This window comes from Coriobacteriia bacterium, assembly GCA_018368455.1.
Lineage (GTDB): Bacteria > Actinomycetota > Coriobacteriia > Coriobacteriales > UMGS124 > JAGZEG01.
This window is the reverse complement of sequence record JAGZEG010000005.1, coordinates 19,432-37,953: the sequence shown is the minus strand read 5'-3', so window position 1 is coordinate 37,953 and position 18,522 is coordinate 19,432. Positions and strand designations below refer to the sequence as shown.

The window sequence follows — 18,522 nt, the reverse complement described above, 5'->3', positions numbered from 1 at the left end:
TTACTCCTTGCCTCTCCCTGTCAGATACAGCGCGACCTCGTCACGCACGTCCCCGAGCAGGTCCTCGAACTGCATGAGCCACGCAACCTCCTGCGTGCGCACGCCGAAGTCGGAAAGCTGCACGTCGATGCCCGCCTTGGCCGAGCCGCGATACCCCAGGTCCTGCAGGACCTGGTCGACGGCCGGCAACAGCGTGGCAACGTGGGACTTGTCGATCTGGATCTCGCCGTAGCGCGCGATGCCCTCGAGCTTGTAGCGGGCGTCGCTCCCCTCGGGGAACAGCGAAACGATCCTGTCGAACAGCTCGCGCGAGCACCCCAGCGCCGGTTCGAAGCAGTCGATGACGCCGGTGTGGTGCCCGATCGCCAGCGTATAGTACATGACCTGCTTCGACTCCTCGGGGATGGACTCCTGGCTCTCGACGAACTTCTTCGTGAGCCGGTAGAACACCACCTCGCCGGGAGCGCCCGACCAGGCCGCAGACGTGCGATCCTCCGTCCGGCGAACCGCAGCGGCGTCGGGGTCGGCCGCGTACAGCGCCTCGAGAGACGCCGCGCACGGACCCGGCCTGCGCGCGCCCGCATCGGCCGCGGGGGCCCCGGCACCTGCCGAGACCCCCGCAACGAGCGGCGCGCAGGCCGGCGTCGTCGCGTCCGAGCCCTGCCCGCAGGCAGACTCGGCCGCGCGCGTATCAGCCTGCGCGCTCATTTACGCCACTCCGACCGTGTGGTCGACCGTGACCTTGCGCAGCGCGTTGAAGATCTCGACGCGACGCGGGTCATCGCAGTGCTGGATGAAGTCGTCCACGTGTCCCATGACGTCGGTCTTGGCGCCCTCGAGGACATCCATGTACTCGTTCACCAGGTCGCGACCGTAGCGGTAGCCCGCCATCTCGCGGGCCTCGCGCTCCAGGGCGACGCGCAGCTTGTACGGGACGCCGGGGTGCAGGATCGGCGCCTGCTCGTCCTCGGCCTCCTTGTCGACCTTGGCGTGCAGCTTCTGGTCAAGCAGGCCCAGGGCCATGGCAAAGCCGTAGATCGTCTGCGCCGGCGACGGCGGGCAGCCCGGGATGTAGACATCGACGGGCAGGAGCTTGTCCGTGCCGCCCCAGACGCAGTAGTTATCGTAGAAGATGCCGCCCGTGCACCCGCAAGCGCCATACGAGATGACGATCTTGGGGTCGGGGGCGCCTTCAAAGGCACGGTAGGCCGGCATGCGCATGGCGCGCGTGACAGCACCCGTGTAGATGAGCACGTCGGCCTGGCGAGGCGACGGCACAACCTTGATGCCGAAGCGCTCGGCATCAAAGACGGGCGTGATCGTGCCGAATATCTCGATCTCGCAGCCGTTGCAGCCACCGCAGTCAACACGATAGGCATACACCGAGCGCTTGATCTTGTTCAGCAGGGTCTTCTTGGCCGCCGCAACGCTCGCGTCGACCTCCTCCATCGTGGGGCGTGCCTGCAGTCGCTCAGGGAGGATGGGCTCGCTCATACTATGCTCACTCTCCCTTCTCGATAGCCGGCGCCGCCTCGTCCGTCGCTGCGTAGAGGTCGGCGGCGGTCGTGAACGTCGTGCCAGTCTCCAGCGCGTCGATCAGCTGACGCGCGTGGGCCGTCTCGCTCATCTCCTTGGCGCGCTTGGCGTCGGCGAGGCGCTTGCACGTCGGGCACAGGTCCACGACGTCAGCGGCTTCGAGCGACTCGCGCCCCGCGTTCTTCTGCAGCAGGCGACGGCACAGGTCGACCTCCTTACGCGGAGCATAGGGCTCGCCGCACTCGGCGCAGCACTGCACCTCGTAGACAGCCTGCTCCATGAGGTCGGCCTTGTTGCCGACGGCAAGCTCGAACTCCTCGGACAGCTTGATGGCCTCAAGCGGGCACTGCTCCTCGCAACGGCCGCAGAAGATGCAGCGACCGAAGTTGATGGACCAGGTGATCGTCTTGGCCTTCAGGTCCGTCTCCATGCGGATGGCGTTGGCCGGGCAGGCCACCGCGCACGCGCCGCATGCGATGCAGCGCTCGGCGTCGTGCTGCGGCTTGCCGCGCATGTCCTTGTTGGTGGGCATCGGCGCGAACGGGTACTTCACGGTGGAGTTACCCGCCTTAGCGCCGATCTTCCAGAGCTTTAGCATGGTCTCCTCCCCTTCTAGTCCTCAAGCAGCGGAGAGTGCGTACGGTCAACAGCGTAGCGCTCGAGCTGATCCTTCGTGATGACCTTCTCCGTGTGCTTGTTGACATCCACGACCGTGACGCGGTCCGTGCACGAGTAGCACGGGTCGAGGCTGCCGATGATAAGGGCAGCGTCGGAGATCGTGTTGCCGCGAAGCATGAAGCGCAGGACGGGCCAGTTGCTGTACGTTGCCGCCTTGGCGCGCCAACGATAGCACTTCTGGTTGTCGCCCGTCATGGCCCAGTGTATGTCCTCGCCGCGCGGCGCCTCGGTGTAGCCGATGCCGAACTTGTGAGGCACGTACGTGAAGTTCTCGTTCAGGATCGGGCCATCGGGCAGGCAGTTGAGCAGGTACTCCGTCATGTCGATGGCGTCGAGGAACTCCTGGACGCGCACGAGCGTACGACCCTTGACGTCGCAGGTGTCCTGCGTCGCGGTCTGGAACTTGTCACTCGGCAGCAGCTTGTAGCCGTCGAACGGGTGCACGAAGCGCACGTCGCGAGCAAAGCCCGAACCGCGCATGCACGGGCCGACGGGGCTGTAGTCGCGGGCGATCGTGCGGTCGAGCTTGCCGACGCCCTCGGCGCGAGCGATGAAGTTCGGCGTCGAGAGCAGCATGTCGACGAGCTCGAGGACGTCCTTGCGAAGACCGTCGCAGATCTCGATCGTCTGCTGACGCTGCTCCTTCAGGATGTCGCGACGCACGCCGCCGATGAGGTTCAGGCCGTACGTCTTGCGGTGACCGACGAGCTTCTCGGCCAGGTCCATCGAGCGCTCACGCACGCGGAAGAACTGGTAGAAGCCCGAGTCGAAGCCAGCGTAGTGGCACACGAGACCCAGGTTGAGCAGGTGCGAGTGCATACGCTCAACCTCGAGCATGATGGCGCGAATCGCCTGGGCACGCGCGGGCACCTCGATGTTCATGGCGTGCTCGACGGCCTCGGCGTACGCCACGGAGTGGGCGCAGCCGCAGATGCCGCAGACGCGGTCGGCGAGGAACGTGACCGCATCGTAGTTCATGCGCGCCTCAGCGACCTTCTCCATGCCGCGGTGCACGTAGAACAGACGGTAGTCGGCGTCGATGATGTGCTCGCCCTCGACGAACAGGCGGAAGTGACCCGGCTCGTCCGAGGTGATGTGCAGCGGGCCCATCGGCATGACCGTCGTCTCCTTGCCGTGGGTCTCCGTGAGGAACTTGTAGTTCTCCACGTCAGACACCGGCTCGGGGCGCTTGCGGTAGTCCATCGAGTCCTTGCGCAGCGGGTAGAGCCCGTCAGGCCAGTCGTCCGGCAGGACGAGGCGGCGCTTGTCGGGCAGGCCCACCGGCACGAGGCCGAACATGTCGCGAACCTCGCGCTCGCTCCACACGCAGGCGGGCACGAGCGGCGTGACGGACGGGTACTCCATCGTGGCGGGGTCGATCTCGGCGCGCACGGTGACGAAGCCGCGGTCCTCCCCCTCCATGGACAGGATGTAGTACACAGCGTACATGCCGCAGATCTTGCGCTCGTCGTTGCCCACCATCATGGGCAGCCAACCGTCGCGCTGGTAGTACAGGTAGCTCACCACGTCGGGAAGCGTGTCCGTCTTCACCGTGATGGTGACCTGGTTGTCGTCCTGCCACTCGGCCTTGAGCAGCGCACCGGGGATGTTCTGGCGAACAGCCTCGACGTGGCTCTCACACCTCCGCAGGCCGATGTTGGTGTTAGAAACGTTGCTCATGTCAGCTCCTAGCCAATCTCGGACGTCGTGGTCTCGGTGCCGAACAGCTGGCGGAACAGAGGAGCCTGGTGCAGCTCATCCGTATCCTGCTGCAGCACGATGGCGCAGCTGTTCTCGACGCCCTGCACCAGCGGCTTAGGCGTGGCAACGCCGAACCAGATGATGCCAACGAGCAGGATGATCTCGGGGATGAGGGCCAGCGCCGAGACGTCGCCCTTCTTCATACCCTCCGGAGCCTTGTGCAGGATGGAGCCCGAGATGATCGTCATGATGACGGAGATCACGACGGTCAGCGCGACGGCGACGACGATGACGAGCCACAGGTAGCCAGCCGCAACGCCGGAGACGAACATCAGGAACTCGGAGATGAACATCGCCAGCGGCGGGAAGCCAGCCAGGGCGAACAGGCCGACGACCATGAGCGTGGCCGTGATCGGCATGGCCTCGATGACGCCCGTGATCTTGCGCAGATCACGCGTGCCGTACTTCATGAGGATGTTACCGGACAGGCAGAACAGCAGGGCCTTCGTGAAGCCGTGGAACACGCAGTGCAGGATGGCCGCAGCGATGCCCAGCGGGCCACCGAAGCCGAGGCAGATGGCGATGATGCCGACGTTCTCGACCGAGTGGTACGCGAACTTGCGCTTGAGGTCATGCTGGCTCACGAGCGACAGCGCGGCGAACACGATGGACAGCGCGCCGACGATCATGAGGATGAGCTGCGGGAAGAAGGCGCCCACCGTCTGGATGTCAAGCATGTAGAAGCGGATGATCACCAGGATGGCGCACTTGAGCAGCACGCCGGACAGCAGGGCCGACACGGGGCTCGGCGCCTGGGAGTGCGCGTCGGGCAGCCACGTGTGCATCGGGAACAGGCCGGCCTTCGTGCCGAAGCCGATGACGACGAACACAAAGGCGATCTTCATGAGCTGGGGGTCAAGCTGGCCAGCGTAGGGCAGGATGCTCGTCAGGAACGCGGCCTCATGGGGGTTAGCCATGATGTCGGCAGCGTTGGCATACACGAGCAGCGTGCCGAACAGGCCGAACGCGACGCCAGCCGTGCAGACGATGGCGTACTTCCACGAAGCCTCGAGGCACAGATCGTTGCGATAGATGCCCACGAGGAACACCGTGGACAGCGTCGTGGCCTCGACGGCAGCCCACATCAGGATGATGTTGTTCGTCGTCGTGGCGAGCAACATCGTGAACACAAAGCAGCTGAACAGCGCGTAGTACTGCTTGACGCGATCAGCGTCCATGACGTGGTTCAGGACGTCGTGCTTCACATAGGGCAGCGAGAACAGGCCCGTGAGGAAGCCGATGACGCCGATGAGCAGCACGAAGATGGCGCCGAGCGAGTCGAGGTGGAACCACAGGCCCATGGCGTCGATCGCCGTGTTGTTCAGCAGAACCGGGCCGGCGGTCATGATCGACAGCACGAGCACGGCGGTCATCGAGACCATGTGCACGGCTGCGAACAGAGAACGGCTCGTCTCCTTGGGAAGCGCGGCCATCACCAGGGTGAAGACCAGAGGGCAAGCAAGGAGAGCGATGAGAAGCGCGGAGAGTTCCATGCCGCCCCTACCCCCTCAGATTCGTCAGGTCGTTCGAGTCGAGCGTGTGGACGCCCTTCCAGATCCTCGAAACGACGATGGACATGATGAGCACGGCGAAGATGGCGTCGGTGGCGATGCCGATCTCGATGATCTCAGGCGCGGTGGGGGCCAGCAAGGCCAGCGTCACGTGAGAGCCATTCTCCATCAGGCAGTAGCCAAAGACGGACTTCATGATGTTGCGTTGGCTCACGATGCAGGTCAGGCCCACGAAGAAGTGAGCGAGCGAGATGGCGAGAGCCGGCTTGACCTCGGCGGCCGTGGGCAGCTGGATGCCAGAGACGGCCCAGAAGCACACGAGCACCTCGACGGCGATGAGCACGACGCTCAGGGCCGGATTGAGCTTGGACTTGGCGTTGGAGTCATCCGGGCAGCCCATCTTCTTGTACGTGTACCAGATGATGGCCGGCACGAGGATGACCTTCGTGACGAACGCCGAGGCGGACCAGAGCATGAGCTCGGTCGCGCCCGTCGTGATGCCGAGCGTGAGCAGCAGCATCACGAGGATGAACGACTGAACCGCGTACGTGATGACCGTCCGCTTCATGGACTTGGAGAGCACGACGAGCGTCGACGTCACGATGAGCAACGCGCCCAGGATGTTGACGAGTGTGTATCCCATCGCTTACCTCCTAACCCAGCCACGCGGCCGACAGGGGGCCGGAGACGACGACAAGAATCATCAGAGCGATGAACACGCCAGACATGGCCTTGGGCAGGGGCTGGCCAGCGGCGACCTCCTCGGAGGGCTCGCCCGGAAGCACGGAACCCATCCACTTGAGGAACCAGGCGAACGTCGCGACCGTCTCGAAGATCATGATGACGACGAGAGCGAGCGCGAACGGATGCGTCGCGCCGACCTCGAAGCCACCGGCAAAGATCTGGAACTTCGAGAAGAAGCAGTTCATCGGCGGCACGCCAGCGATGGCCAGGGCAGCGAACGCGAAGGCGACGCCCGTGACCGGGTAGCGCTTCATAAGGCCCTTGACCTTCGGCAGCATACGCGTGCCCAGCGTGAAGGACAGCGAGCCGGCAACGAGGAAGAACAGCGTCTTGGCGAACGCGTGGTTGAAGATGTGCGCCACGGCGCCGTCGAACGCCATGTCGCTGCCGAACGCGAACAGGCCGAGGCCCATGAAGATGTAGGCAAGCTGGGCGATCGTGGAGAAGGCCAGCAGGCGCTTCATGTCCTTCTGAGGCAGGTACATCAGGAAGCCAAACAGCATCGTGCACAGGGCGCCGATGCAGGCAACCCACGCCACAGGCTCCGGGATGGGGCCGGCGACGAGCAGGCCGCGCGCAAAGATGCAGACGCCGACCTTGACCATCGAGGCGCCGTGCAGGTACGCGGACACAGGCGTCGGCGCCTCCATGGCGCTCGGCAGCCACATGTACATCGGGAGCTGCGCGGACTTGGCCCACGCGGCGAACAGGATGCCGAACAGCACGACCATCTTCCAGCCGTCGCTGAGGTCAGCGATGGCGGTCAGCGCAAACGTACCGGTCTGGACGAACGTCACGATGGCCGCGACGAACAGGCCCAGCGAGCCGATGTGCGTGATGATGAGGGCCTTCATGGCCGCCTTGCTGGCCGTGGGCGTGGCGTAGTAGCCGATGAGGCCCCACGAGCACGCACCCGTCACCTCGAAGAAGATGACCTGACCGACAAGGGTCGAGCTGTACACGATACCGGCCATGGCGCCGATGAACATCGACAGGTACACGTAGAAGCGCTTGCGCGGGGCATCGGGATGCTCGCGGTTCTTCTCCGACATGTACGCAACCGAGTAGATCGTAACCAGAAGGCCGATGCCGACGAACGCAGGAGCGAGCAGCGTGCTCATGTTGTCGAACGTAAAGCCGAGGATCTCGGCCTCACCCATCGACGCGAACACGATGTCCGTGGCCTCCTTGCCGCCCTGGAAGTACATGGCGGCAACTGCAATCGTCAGAATCGTCGAGATAGACGCACCGACGATCGTGAACCACTTGGCAGCCGGGCGCGGGAACAGCAGCAGCAGCGCGGCGGCGATGAACGGGACGGCGATGGCGAGCAGCCCAAGGGTCTCTATGACAGGCATTGGTTTTCTCCTCCCTTCAGACTACACGCCAACGACGACGAACACGAACGACAGGACAGAGATGCCGAAGATGGCCCACGTCTGCGAGCCGAGCAGCTTGAACCGAACGCGAACGACAGAGCTCTCGATCACGTTGATGATCAGGAACAGCACGACGAGCTTGACGAGATACAGCACGAGGCCCAGGAAGAACGAGCCGGCGGTGATGGCCACGGGGGCCGCGCCGAACGGCAGGAAGATGCCGATGAACCAGGACACGACGAGGACCTGCTTCATGCTCATCGAGAGCTTGAGCAGGGCGAGCGACGCGCCAGAGTACTCGGCCAGAGGGCCCTCCTGCAGCTCCTGCTCAGCCTCGGCCATATCGAACGGGACCTTGCCCAGCTCGACATAGCACGCCATCGCGAACGCGACAGCAGCCAGCACGACGGCCACGGGGGCCGTAGCAGCGCCGGACGCGATCGTGACGCCCATGACGCCAACGTTCGTGGAACCGACGGCCAGGGCCGTGGCGAACAGGGACAGGATCATCGTGGGCTCAACGAGCACGCCGACGATGAGCTCACGGATGCCGCCGACGCCGCCGTATGCCGAGGACGTGTCCAGAGCAGCCAGCGAGAAGAAGAAGCGGGGCAGAGCCATGAGGTACAGGATCGTGATGATGTCGCCGAGCAGCGGAATGGGGCTGTACTGCGTGATCATCGGGATGCCCATCGCAAGGATGAGCATGACCGCAAAGAACAGGGGCGGCATGATGCGGTGGACAAAGCTCGTATCCTTGCTCAGGACCTCCTGGCGATGCATGAGCTTGGAGAGGTCACGGTAGTCCTGCCAGATATCCGGGCCCTTGCGGCTCGTGATCTTGGCGCGCACGACGCGGGCAAGGCCCGAGAAGAACGGCGCGATCAGGACAACGATGATTGCCTGCAGGATGCCGATGAGAACGTTAACCATGCTTCCCTCCCTCCTACAGCGCCACGGCCAGGACCAAGAAGACGATCAGGGCAACGACGATGTACATGATGTACACGCTGTAGTTGCCACCGACGATCTTCTGGGCGAGGCGGCCCAGGACGTCCACGCCATGCGCGACGTCGTCCACCAGGATCTTGTCGGGCTGAGGCTCGACGGCGCGCGCGACGTCGACGGAGCCCTCAAAGAAGTGCGCTATCTTCCAGCACACGCTCGTGCAGAAGTCCCGGATCGTGTAGAGCGGCTTCAGGAACATGTTCACGTCAGAAGCGAAGCTCGTGGCGATGACGGGCATCTCCTTGTCAGGCTCGTAGCCGCAGGCCCAAGGCTGCGCCATGCGCGGAGCCAGGCCGTGGTTGAGCGCTTTGCGGCCAAAGATGGCCAGCGCGACGAAGGCGACGAGCAGGATGGCGATCAGCGGCGTCGACATAGCCGTGCCGGTGATGACGTTCTCCGTCGCGGCACCGGTGACGACGTCGAGAGCCGGCGTCGCGAGCACAGACGCGGCAACATGCGCAAAGACCAGCGCGATGAACGGGGCGCCCAGGCCGAGAATGACGCAGACGGCGGCGAGGATGACCTGGCCGACGATCATCGGCGTCGGGACCTCCTTGGCCTCCGCGGCCTTCTGGCTGCGGGGAGCGCCGGCAAACGTGACGCCGTAGGCCTTCACGAAGCACGTGACGGCCAGCGCGCCGGTGATGGCCAGGGCCACGACGGCGAGCACGGCGAACACCATCGTCGCCTTGTTGCCCAGGAACGCGGCGTCAAACAGCGACTGGTACGTGAACCACTCGGAGACGAAGCCATTCAGCGGCGGGATGGCCGAGATGGCCAGGGCGCCGATGAGGAAGCAGACAGCCGTCCAGGGCATGCGCTTGAACAGGCCGCCCATCTCCTCCATGTTGCGGGTGCCCAGGGAGTACAGCAGAGAGCCGGCGCCCAGGAAGAGCTCGCCCTTGAACATGGCGTGGTTGAACGTGTGGTACAGAGCGGCGAGCAGGCCAAGGCCGGCGAGCACCGTGTTGTCCATCGCCGCACCGATGAGGGCAGCGCCCACACCGAGCAGGATGATGCCGATGTTCTCGACGGAGTGGTAGGCCAGCAGGCGCTTGATGTCGTGCTCGGCCAGAGCGTAGACGACGCCGAGCACCGAGGAGATGGCGCCGATGACGAGCACGAGGAAGCCCCACCACAGCTCGACGCCAGAGGCGGACAGCAGGTCAAGACCGACCTTCACGATACCGAAGATACCGATCTTGATCATGCCGCCGGACATGAGCGCCGACACGTTGGACGGAGCCGCCGGGTGAGCCATGGGCAGCCAGCTGTGCAGCGGGATCATGCCGGCCTTCGCGCCGAAGCCGAAGAACGCCATGACGAAGCACAGCGACGCCATCCAGGGCGCCAGAGGCGTCGCGCGGAAGGCGGAGAATTCGAACGAGCCCGCTGCGTTGGCCATGAGCAGGAACGACATCATGATGAACACGAAGCCGAGGTGTGCCATGACCAGGTACATGAAGCCGCCCTTGATGGAGCCGGGCTGCTCCTCGATGATGACGAGGAAGTAGCTCGTGAGCGACATGAGCTCGAAGGCTACGAGGAACCAGAACGCGTTGTCAGCCGCGATGACGAGCATCATCGACGCGACGAACCAGTTGAGGAACATGCAAGCGCGAGCCTGCTTGCCCTTGTACTCGTCGAGATACGAGATGCCGTAGATGAACGCGACGAGGGCCAGGATCGAGATGATCGTGACCATCAGGCCAGCCAGCGGGTTCAGCAGCAGCGAGAACTGCGCGAACGGGAACAGGAAGCTCGCGCTGAACGACTCGCCGTTGCCGATCATGGCGATGAGGCCCGCAAGCAGGCTCATAGCGGCAGCGGCGATGCCCAGCCCGCAGCCGGCCATCTTCGCAGTCTTCTCCGTCTGCTTGAGCAGAATGGACACAAAGCCAGCGACGATGGAGGTGACCATGGAGGCAAGGAACAGGGTGACGGCCATTATTCGCTCTCCTCCAATCCCATGCCGTGGCTGACGCCCTCAAGCACGTCGCTCTGAGCCGCGGTGCGGTAGCGCTTGACGTCGTTGAGGTCCTTGTTGTCCTCCTCGCTGATATAGCGAAGAGTGCGCGTCGGGCAAGCCGCGACGCAGCGCGGGCCACCCTCCGGGTCGAACGAGCACAGGTCGCACTTGACCGCGCACGTGATGACGCCCGGGTCCCACGTGAGCAGATCGCTCAGGTTGGCCTCGTGGATCGGCGTCTCGTACGCGATGCCGGCGACACCGGCAATAGAGGTGCCACTTGGGTGGATGGCACCGAACGGGCAGGCGACGGCGCACAGGCGGCACCCGACGCAATGCTGCTCGTTCACGTGGATCATGTTGTTCTCATGCACGATGGCATTGACAGGGCAGACCTCCGCGCACGGAGCTCCCTCGCAATGATGACAGGCGATGGCGGCCGTAACCTCATCGACCTTCATCACAGCAAGGCGGGGCTCCGACTGCAGCCCTGCGTTGTAATGCCCATCGTGACAAGCCGAGCGACAGGTGCCGCACCCAATGCACCTATCCGGCTCGATACTTATGAAGCGATTCACACCCGCTCCCATCCTGAAAAGGGGCCCGGGACGCCCGTCGGTGACGCCCCGAGCCCGTCCGTCCTGCGATAGGTGCTTACACCAGGATCTGATCGGGCACGTCGGAGTTCGAGAACGCGACCGCCGGCTCCGCAGCCTGGTGAGAAGCCGCCTCGGCAAGCTCGGCCTTGAGGTCGTTGTAGAGCTCGGCAACATGGCTCTCGGCCCAGACCTGATCCTTGACCTTATCGACCTGGCAGGCGCTGAACTTGTCCTCAGGCGTCATGGAGACGGCATCGGTCTGGTGCAGCGTCAGGGTGTTGCAGCGGCCGATCCACCACTGGTACGTCATGTAGACCGTGCCCTGGTTGATGCGGTCGCTCACGTCCGCGCGCGAGTAGACCTCGCCGCGGCGCGAGTGGATCTTGACGATCTCGCCGTTCTTGATGCCGCGAGCCTTGGCGTCCTCGGGATGCATGTGAACGAAACCGGGCTCGTCGGCGAGCAGCGCCAGCGCCTTGCAGTTGCCGGTCATCGAGCGGCAGCTGTAGTGGCCGACCTCGCGGACGGTGCACAGGATGAGCGGGTACTGCTCGTCGGGCAGCTCCGTCGGGTGCTCCCAGTCATGCGCGATGAGGTTGGCCTTCTTCGTCGGCGTGTTGAAGACGCCGCCGGGGAACAGGTCGGGCGTGCCGGTGTCCTCCATGTTGGGCATAGGCCACTGGGCATGGCCGAGGCCGCCGTTGGCCTTCATCTTCTCGTACGTGCAGCCGTAGAACTGCGGGCAGAGCTCGCGCAGCTCATCCCAGATCTCCTGCGTGTTGTTGTAGTGCATGGGGTAGCCCATACGCGTGGAGAGGTCGGAGATGATGTCCCAGTCGTGGCGGCACTCGCCCTTGGGGGGCACAGCGGCGCTGAAGTGCTGGAACGTACGGTCGGAGGCCGTGAAGACGCCCTCGTGCTCGCCCCACGACGTCGCGGGCAGGAACACGTCGGCGTACATCGTCGTCTGCGTCATGAAGATGTCCTGGCAGATGAACAGGTCCAGGTTCTTCAGCGTCTCGATCGTGGCCTTCGAGTCGGGCTCGGTCTGAACCGGGTCCTCGCCGTAGTTGTAGAAGCAGTGCAGCTTACCCTCGTGGGCGAGGTGCTCGAGCTGCGTCAGCTTGTAGCCGTCACGCAGCGAGAGCTTCTCCTCGGGCACGCCCCAGGCCTTCGCGAACTTGGCGCGGATCTTCGGGTCGCTGACCTTCTGGTAGCCAGGATAGAGGTTGGGCAGGCAGCCCATGTCGCACGAGCCCTGAACGTTGTTCTGGCCGCGGACGGGCGCCAGGCCGGAATTCGGCTTGCCGATCTGGTGCGAGATGCAGGCGATGGCAGCGATGGTGTGCACCGTCTGGACGTTCTGCTTCTGCTGGCAGACGCCCATGCCCCAGCCGATGACGGACGAAGGCTCCGCCGTGGCGTACATCTCGGCGGCCTTGTGCATCGTTGCGGGGTCAACGCCGGTGATGTCCTGGACCTTCTCCGGCGTGTAGTTCTTGATGGTCTCCCACCACTCCTCAAAGCCGTTCGTGTGCTCGGCGATGAAGTCCTTGTCGGCGTAGCCATCGTTGATGATGCAGTTCGCGAACGCGTTGAGGAACGCGACGTTGCAGCCGTTCTTGATCTGCATGTAGATGTCGGCGATACGCGACGTCTCGATGCGACGCGGGTCTGCAACAATGATCTTGGCGCCACGCTCCTTGGCGCGCACAACACGGCGCGCGACGATGGGGTGCGAGGCGCTCGGGTTATACCCGAACAGGAAAACGCAGCCGGCCTTCTCCATACCGGGGATGCCGAGGCTCATACCAGCCGTACCAACTGTGTCCGTCAGACCGAGGACAGTTGGGCCGTGTCAAGTTCGGGCGCAGTTGTCCACGCTGTTCGTGCCAACGCACGCACGCGCGAACTTCTGCATGACGTAGTTAGCCTCGTTGCCACCGCCACGGGAGGAACCCGTGACAAGGACGGACTCGGGGCCGTACTTCTCGATGATGGCCTTCATCTTCTGGGCCGTGAAGTCCAGGGCCTCGTCCCACGTGACGCGCTCGAAATCCGAGTCCTTCGTGCGACGGATCATCGGGTGCAGGACGCGGGGCGTCAGGATCTTGGTGTCGTTGATGAAGTCATAGCCGCTCATGCCCTTGAGGCACAGCTCGCCCTCGTTGGTGATGCCGTCAAGCGGCTCGGTGCCAACGACGCGGTCGCCCTCGACGAGCAGGTTGAACTTGCAACCCGCGCCGCAGTACGGGCAGACGACGTAATGCTTCTCCATCTCCAACCTCCCTCTTTCGTGCTCGGTGTGCTTTGCTCAGGCGGCCGTCGGTGTCGCTTGCGCAAAGCGCACATCCAATGAACAGACAGTGCTCTTGCTACGCGCGAACAATCCGCGCGCCTCGTACGCGATGCTTGGTGCTACTGAGCGACGGCAGCGGTCGCCTTGCCCATAACGAGGTCGTACAGCTCCTCTTCGGTGACGACGCGCAGACTCTTCGTGGGGCACGCCTCGACGCACGCCGGGCCGTTCTCACGATCGACGCACAGGTCACACTTGATGACCGAGGCCTTTGTGCGCGCGTTGACGAGCAGATCGCCCATCGGCGCGGGAACCTGCTGGGAAACCACGTCGACGGCGCCATACGGGCACGCCATGACGCAGCTGCGGCAGCCGATGCAGTTCTCCTCGCGCACGCCCACGCGGTTGTGCTCCGCGTCCTCGTACAGCGCGCCCGTGGGGCACGCGTGCGCGCACGGAGCGTCAGCGCAGTGGTGGCACGCGATGGGCGTCGTAATGCGCCCCGCGACGACGACGTTCAGACGGGCCTTCGCCACGTCCTCGGGAACGTCGTGCTTCATGATGCAAGCGGCCATGCACGTCCTGCAGCTGATGCACCGGTTGGGATCCGCGACCACGAACTTGTTCATGTCTTTTCCTCCTCCCCCGACTTCTCCGCACTCCCCGTATCCATGCACACCGTGGAACGCAGCCTCAGCCAAGGCGACACACGTCATCGATCGCAGGTTGATCGGACCTCGATCGACAGGCATGCGTCAGGGGGTGAAGCCCACCGTGTCGGGCCGACAATACGCCTCTACGCGCGCGTACGTAATTCACCTGAGGCATCACCTGGTCCATTTTGCCGGCGGGAAGGCGGGATCTTTGCGCTGGCTTAACATGGGCGGAACTGTTTTTGTCGCTTTCCACTGTCAGATCGGCGTCATACTTTTGTAGTACAAAGAAATACAGTGAGCTGTGGCTTTGTTGCTAGATGAATCCCGTTTAGTGGAATTTTGGTCTACCGAGGCGAGGCACCACAGCCAGAGAAGGGCAAAAATAGTCCGTTTGACGACGTTGACCATTCGCCGGAATAGCACCTCTAGCTATCTTCGTAACACCATAAATTTGCGCACAGAAACCCGGCGAACGGACGATTCTGTGCCGTGAACGCACTCGATGTGGGCGTTCGAGGTCACAATCTAGATGTCGGGATTATGTGAAGAGAGGAAATCTGCAACCTGGGAAACGGGGGGAACTCAGGCTGTCAGAGACCGACTGATACGAAAACACCCCCCGTCCGGGGGGCCCGGACGGGGGTGTTGTGGATGGCGCGGAGGTGTGGAGGACCGGCGTTACTTCGTGCCGAAGATGCGGTCGCCGGCGTCGCCGAGGCCGGGCAGGATGTAGGCGTGGTCGTTGAGCTCGCGGTCGAGGGCGCACGTGTAGAGGCGGATATCGGGATCGAAGTCGAGCGCCGTGCGCACGCCCTCGGGGGCAGCGACGAGTACGAGGCAACGGATGTCGCGCGCGCCGGCGTCGCGCAGGTACTTGATGGCGGCCGTCAGAGAGCCGCCCGTCGCGAGCATCGGGTCGACGACGAGGCACGTGCGGTTAGCGATGTCCTCGGGCAGCTTGCAATAGTACTCGTGCGGCTCGTGCGTCTCGGGATCGCGGTACATACCCACGTGGCCGACGCGCGCCGAGGGCACGAGCGTCAGCAGGCCGTCGACCATGCCCAGGCCCGCACGCAGAATCGGAATGATAGCGACCTTCTTGCCGGCAAGGCGCTTGCACGTCGCCGTCTCGAGCGGCGTCTCAACCTCGACGTCTTCCAGGGGCAGGTCACGCATCGCCTCATAGCCCTCGAAGATGGCCAGCTCGCTCACGAGCTCGCGGAACTGCTTCGTTGCCGTGGCCTTGTCGCGCAGGATGTGCATCTTGTGCTGTACAAGGGGATGGTCGATGACCGTGAACCGCTTAGGATCGAACTCTGCTGCCACATCGGACATGAGCTGAGGCCTCCTTTATGTGGGCGCGTTGCGTCGCCGTTCGGATATCCGCAGAGTAGCGCAAGCGCGCCACCTTCGCACGCCTCGTCCGGAAGCGCTCGCGCAAAATGCCGGTAGAGAGAGCGGGGGTAGGGGGTGAAGCGGCGAGGCGAAGGCCGGCAGGCTTGACCAGACGAGCGGGGGCGGAGGCCGGGCTGGGCGAGCGGAGGGAGCAGGCGGGTTTGGGCGAGCGAAAGGAGCAGGCGGGAGCGGGCGCAATCGACGTTTGTGCGAGCTTTTGTAAATTGGGGCTCGCAGATTGGGCGCGTTTTTCGATTGTGCCAGGTTTGCGGGAAGGAGCTCTCAGCAGCACACGCCCCTGACCTGGGAAAACGCTGACGACCCCACGCCACCCCCTCGCACAGGCGCAAAAAACGCCCCGCAAACCTGGCAGGAGCGCAATTCGCGCCCAATCTCGGCGCCCGGTTCTGCAAAAGCTGGCAGAACCGAAAAATGCGCCCAGGCGGCGCGCCCTAATCAGGCTCATCACCCACCGCACGACAACGTACCCCAGGGTAAGATACCCCAGGGTACGTTACGGGACAGCACTCCCTACTTGTGCGCTCCCACGTTCCAGATGCGCTCGTCGTAGCGGTAGCCTTCGTAGCTCGCGCTGATCTGCTGCGGGTCGAACGGCGTCATCTGGTAGACGTAGTTCAGCCAGTTGCGGTAGAGCAGGTTCGCATGGCTGCGCCACGTGAACAGCGGCTCCTGCGCCGGATCATCACCGGGGTAGTAGTTGACAGGCAGCTCGATGGGCTTGCGCGCCGCCACGTCGCGCTCGTACTCGTCGCGCAGCGTGAACTTGCCGTACTCGAAGTGGCCCGTCACGTAGATCTCGCGCAGGTCGCGCGAGGCGATGAGCGAGCTGCCCGCCACGTCGCTGTGGCCAAGCACCTGCAGCTCGGGCACGCGCTCGATGTCGGCCTCGTCAAAGGCGGCATGCCGGGAGTGCGGCATCATAAACACCTCGTCGAAGCCGTTCGTCAGGAACTGGTACTCGTCGCACAGCCTGTGCGGGAATATGCCGAACATCTTGGCCGGCAGCATGCGCTTCGGCACGCCGTAGCGATGGTAGAGCCCCGCCAGTGCACCCCAGCAGATGTGCATCGTCGAGAAGACGTTCTCGCGGCTCCAGTCGAGCACGCGCTGCAGCTCGGGCCAGTAGTCGACGTCCTCGAACGGCAAGTGCTCGATCGGCGCACCCGTGATGATGAGGCCGTCGTACTTACGATCCTTGAGCTCGTCGAACGTCTCGTAGAAGCGCACGAGGTGGTCGGCGGGCGTGTTCTTGGACTCGTGGCTGCCCATGTGCATGAAGTCAAGGTGCACCTGCAGCGGCGACTTGGAGATGAGGCGCAGGATCTGCGTCTCCGTCTCGATCTTCTTGGGCATGAGGTTGAGCAGCACGAGATTGAGCGGGCGAATGTCCTGCTTGGCGGCCACGTCCTCCTCGAGCGCGAAAATGCGCTCGTCCTCGAGAATGCCTTTCGCGGGCAGGCCGTCAGGTATCGTGATAGGCACGGAAAACTCCTCCTGGATGCTCTCTGCGCTACAGACGAATGCGTGTCCGCCCCATCCTACCGCTCGTCGGCGTTGAGATGGATGATGCGGATGGAGCGCACGAAGTTTTCCTCGAGCACGATGCGCGCCATCGTGGGGCCGCCGGCAGCCCGAGGGCGCGTCACAGAGCCGGGGTTGACGATCGTACACGCCCCGACGTCGGTCACCTCAGCGATGTGCGTGTGGCCGCAGATGGCGATGCACGTGTCAAGCGGGGCAAGTTTCGAGGGGATGTGCGTCACCTTGAACGTGATGCCCAGGCGCTCAAAGCGGGCCATGGCCTGCACGTTTGGCCCATACTGGCCCGGCCAGTCGTTGTTGCCGAGCACGGCGATGACAGGCGCTTGCATCTCGAGGCGCGCGATGATATCGTCGGCGCAGATGTCACCAGCGTGTACGATAAGGTCGGCGCCGGCACAAGCGCGAAACGCGGCCGTCGAGAGGACGCCGTGCGTGTCCGACAGGACGTCGATGCGAAACTGTCGCTCAGAACCGGGCTCAACGACACGTAATGGCAAGACGGGCAACACGGGCTCTGGCGCGAGCTCCGGCTCGACCCGGGCTGCCGCCGACGAGAGGCTGCCAGTACCGTGGGTCAGCGACGCAGGTACGGCTTCCATGAAATCACCTGCCTAGAGCTTGAGCACTTTCTTGAGCGGCGCGACACGGCGGCGCGACACGGGGATCTTCTCGTTGTCGTCGCGCATCGTGAGCTGCAGCGTGCCACCGGGGATGCTCTCGACCTCGCTGACATACGACAGGTTGACGATGTGGCGGCGATGCACGCGGAAGAAGTTGGCGTCGGCCAGGCGGGCCTCGAGATTCGTGAGCGAGATCGTCGACAGGTAGTGATCATCCTCGGTGTACAGGCAGGAGTAGTCGTCCTTGGCCGTGATGTAGCGAATCTTGTCGACAGGCACGAGAATCTTCTTGCCGCCCTTTTCGACAGGGATGCGCTCGGATGCGGGCTGCGACTTTGCGACGGTCGTGCCCAGTGCGGCGCGCACTTTGTCGACGGCGCGGCGCAGGCGATCCGTCTCGACGGGCTTGACGAGGTAGTCGACGGCGTTGACGTCAAACGCGCTCGCCGCATACTCGCCGTACGCCGTCACGAACACGACGGCAGGCAGGTTCTTGAGCTTCGAAAGCGCCTCGGCCAGCTGCATACCGTTGACGCCCGGCATGTTGATGTCGAGGAACATGACGTCGCAGTGGGACTTCTTGAGATTCTCGATAGCGGCGCGCACGTTGTCGGCCTCGGCGACCACTTCGACGTCGCCGACCTCATCGAGCAAAAAGCGCAGCTCAGAGCGGGCAGGAGCCTCGTCGTCAACAATCATTGCCTTCAACATGGTCTTGCTCCGCTCCCTCTCGAACCGTTCGTTCACCCACAGGCCTGGGGCCATTGTAGCCGAAAACGTATCCGTTCAAGGGCTCAGAGCACC

At 63.9% G+C, this 18,522-nt stretch carries 16 protein-coding genes; all 16 read right to left on the bottom strand.

The window, feature by feature from the left end; all coding sequences use genetic code 11:
• On the bottom strand, positions 1–708 hold the full coding sequence (locus tag KHZ24_04220) for a formate hydrogenlyase maturation HycH family protein (protein ID MBS5450403.1): 708 nt from the start codon (positions 706–708) through the stop codon (positions 1–3).
• A complete protein-coding gene (locus tag KHZ24_04215) occupies positions 709–1,494 on the bottom strand; it encodes an NADH-quinone oxidoreductase subunit B family protein (protein MBS5450402.1) in 786 nt (261 codons plus the stop codon). It lies immediately after the preceding gene.
• Positions 1,495–1,501: 7 nt separating this feature from the next.
• On the bottom strand, positions 1,502–2,134 hold the full coding sequence (locus KHZ24_04210) for a 4Fe-4S binding protein (protein MBS5450401.1): 633 nt from the start codon (positions 2,132–2,134) through the stop codon (positions 1,502–1,504).
• Between the two features lie 14 nt (positions 2,135–2,148).
• The gene (locus KHZ24_04205) at positions 2,149–3,894 is read right to left on the bottom strand and encodes a hydrogenase large subunit (protein ID MBS5450400.1); all 1,746 of its coding nucleotides are present in this window, start codon (positions 3,892–3,894) and stop codon (positions 2,149–2,151) included.
• Positions 3,895–3,902: 8 nt separating this feature from the next.
• A complete protein-coding gene (locus tag KHZ24_04200; GenBank protein ID MBS5450399.1) occupies positions 3,903–5,468 on the bottom strand; it encodes a hydrogenase 4 subunit F in 1,566 nt (521 codons plus the stop codon).
• 7 nt (positions 5,469–5,475) lie between these two features.
• A complete protein-coding gene (hyfE, locus tag KHZ24_04195; GenBank protein MBS5450398.1) occupies positions 5,476–6,129 on the bottom strand; it encodes a hydrogenase 4 membrane subunit in 654 nt (217 codons plus the stop codon).
• 10 nt (positions 6,130–6,139) lie between these two features.
• Complete coding sequence (locus tag KHZ24_04190) at positions 6,140–7,579, bottom strand: hydrogenase 4 subunit D (GenBank protein ID MBS5450397.1); 1,440 nt, start codon at positions 7,577–7,579, stop codon at positions 6,140–6,142.
• A gap of 30 nt (positions 7,580–7,609) precedes the next feature.
• Positions 7,610–8,542: an NADH-quinone oxidoreductase subunit H gene (locus KHZ24_04185; protein MBS5450396.1), complete on the bottom strand. Its 933-nt coding sequence runs from the start codon at positions 8,540–8,542 to the stop codon at positions 7,610–7,612.
• A gap of 13 nt (positions 8,543–8,555) precedes the next feature.
• Entirely contained in the window at positions 8,556–10,568 is a 2,013-nt protein-coding gene (gene hyfB, locus KHZ24_04180; protein MBS5450395.1) for a hydrogenase 4 subunit B, read from the bottom strand.
• Entirely contained in the window at positions 10,565–11,164 is a 600-nt protein-coding gene (locus tag KHZ24_04175; protein MBS5450394.1) for a 4Fe-4S dicluster domain-containing protein, read from the bottom strand. Before KHZ24_04175 ends, hyfB begins: the two co-directional genes overlap by 4 nt.
• Before the next feature lie 76 nt (positions 11,165–11,240).
• Positions 11,241–13,463 (bottom strand): formate dehydrogenase subunit alpha, encoded by a 2,223-nt coding sequence (gene fdhF, locus KHZ24_04170; GenBank protein MBS5450393.1) that lies wholly within the window; start codon positions 13,461–13,463, stop codon positions 11,241–11,243.
• Positions 13,464–13,603: 140 nt separating this feature from the next.
• Positions 13,604–14,113, bottom strand: a complete 510-nt coding sequence (locus KHZ24_04165; protein ID MBS5450392.1) for a 4Fe-4S dicluster domain-containing protein — start codon at positions 14,111–14,113, stop codon at positions 13,604–13,606.
• Between the two features lie 705 nt (positions 14,114–14,818).
• Positions 14,819–15,475: a uracil phosphoribosyltransferase gene (upp, locus tag KHZ24_04160; GenBank protein MBS5450391.1), complete on the bottom strand. Its 657-nt coding sequence runs from the start codon at positions 15,473–15,475 to the stop codon at positions 14,819–14,821.
• A 591-nt stretch (positions 15,476–16,066) separates the two neighbouring features.
• The gene (locus tag KHZ24_04155) at positions 16,067–17,038 is read right to left on the bottom strand and encodes a homoserine O-succinyltransferase (protein ID MBS5450390.1); all 972 of its coding nucleotides are present in this window, start codon (positions 17,036–17,038) and stop codon (positions 16,067–16,069) included.
• A 56-nt stretch (positions 17,039–17,094) separates the two neighbouring features.
• Positions 17,095–17,697 carry a metallophosphoesterase family protein gene (locus KHZ24_04150; protein ID MBS5450389.1) on the bottom strand — a complete coding sequence of 201 codons (603 nt, stop codon included), beginning with the start codon at positions 17,695–17,697 and terminating at the stop codon, positions 17,095–17,097.
• Between the two features lie 12 nt (positions 17,698–17,709).
• Positions 17,710–18,429: a response regulator transcription factor gene (locus KHZ24_04145; protein MBS5450388.1), complete on the bottom strand. Its 720-nt coding sequence runs from the start codon at positions 18,427–18,429 to the stop codon at positions 17,710–17,712.
• Between the last annotated feature and the right edge of the window lie 93 nt (positions 18,430–18,522).

Bases quoted from the DNA above. Each gene is read 5' to 3' on its own strand.
- KHZ24_04220 (MBS5450403.1), bottom strand. From the start codon at position 708: ATGAGCGCGCAGGCTGATACGCGCGCGGCCGAGTCTGCCTGCGGGCAG.
- KHZ24_04215 (MBS5450402.1), bottom strand. From the start codon at position 1,494: ATGAGCGAGCCCATCCTCCCTGAGCGACTGCAGGCACGCCCCACGATG.
- KHZ24_04210 (MBS5450401.1), bottom strand. From the start codon at position 2,134: ATGCTAAAGCTCTGGAAGATCGGCGCTAAGGCGGGTAACTCCACCGTG.
- KHZ24_04205 (MBS5450400.1), bottom strand. From the start codon at position 3,894: ATGAGCAACGTTTCTAACACCAACATCGGCCTGCGGAGGTGTGAGAGC.
- KHZ24_04200 (MBS5450399.1), bottom strand. From the start codon at position 5,468: ATGGAACTCTCCGCGCTTCTCATCGCTCTCCTTGCTTGCCCTCTGGTC.
- hyfE (MBS5450398.1), bottom strand. From the start codon at position 6,129: ATGGGATACACACTCGTCAACATCCTGGGCGCGTTGCTCATCGTGACG.
- KHZ24_04185 (MBS5450396.1), bottom strand. From the start codon at position 8,542: ATGGTTAACGTTCTCATCGGCATCCTGCAGGCAATCATCGTTGTCCTG.
- KHZ24_04165 (MBS5450392.1), bottom strand. From the start codon at position 14,113: ATGAACAAGTTCGTGGTCGCGGATCCCAACCGGTGCATCAGCTGCAGG.
- upp (MBS5450391.1), bottom strand. From the start codon at position 15,475: ATGTCCGATGTGGCAGCAGAGTTCGATCCTAAGCGGTTCACGGTCATC.
- KHZ24_04150 (MBS5450389.1), bottom strand. From the start codon at position 17,697: ATGGAAGCCGTACCTGCGTCGCTGACCCACGGTACTGGCAGCCTCTCG.
- KHZ24_04145 (MBS5450388.1), bottom strand. From the start codon at position 18,429: ATGTTGAAGGCAATGATTGTTGACGACGAGGCTCCTGCCCGCTCTGAG.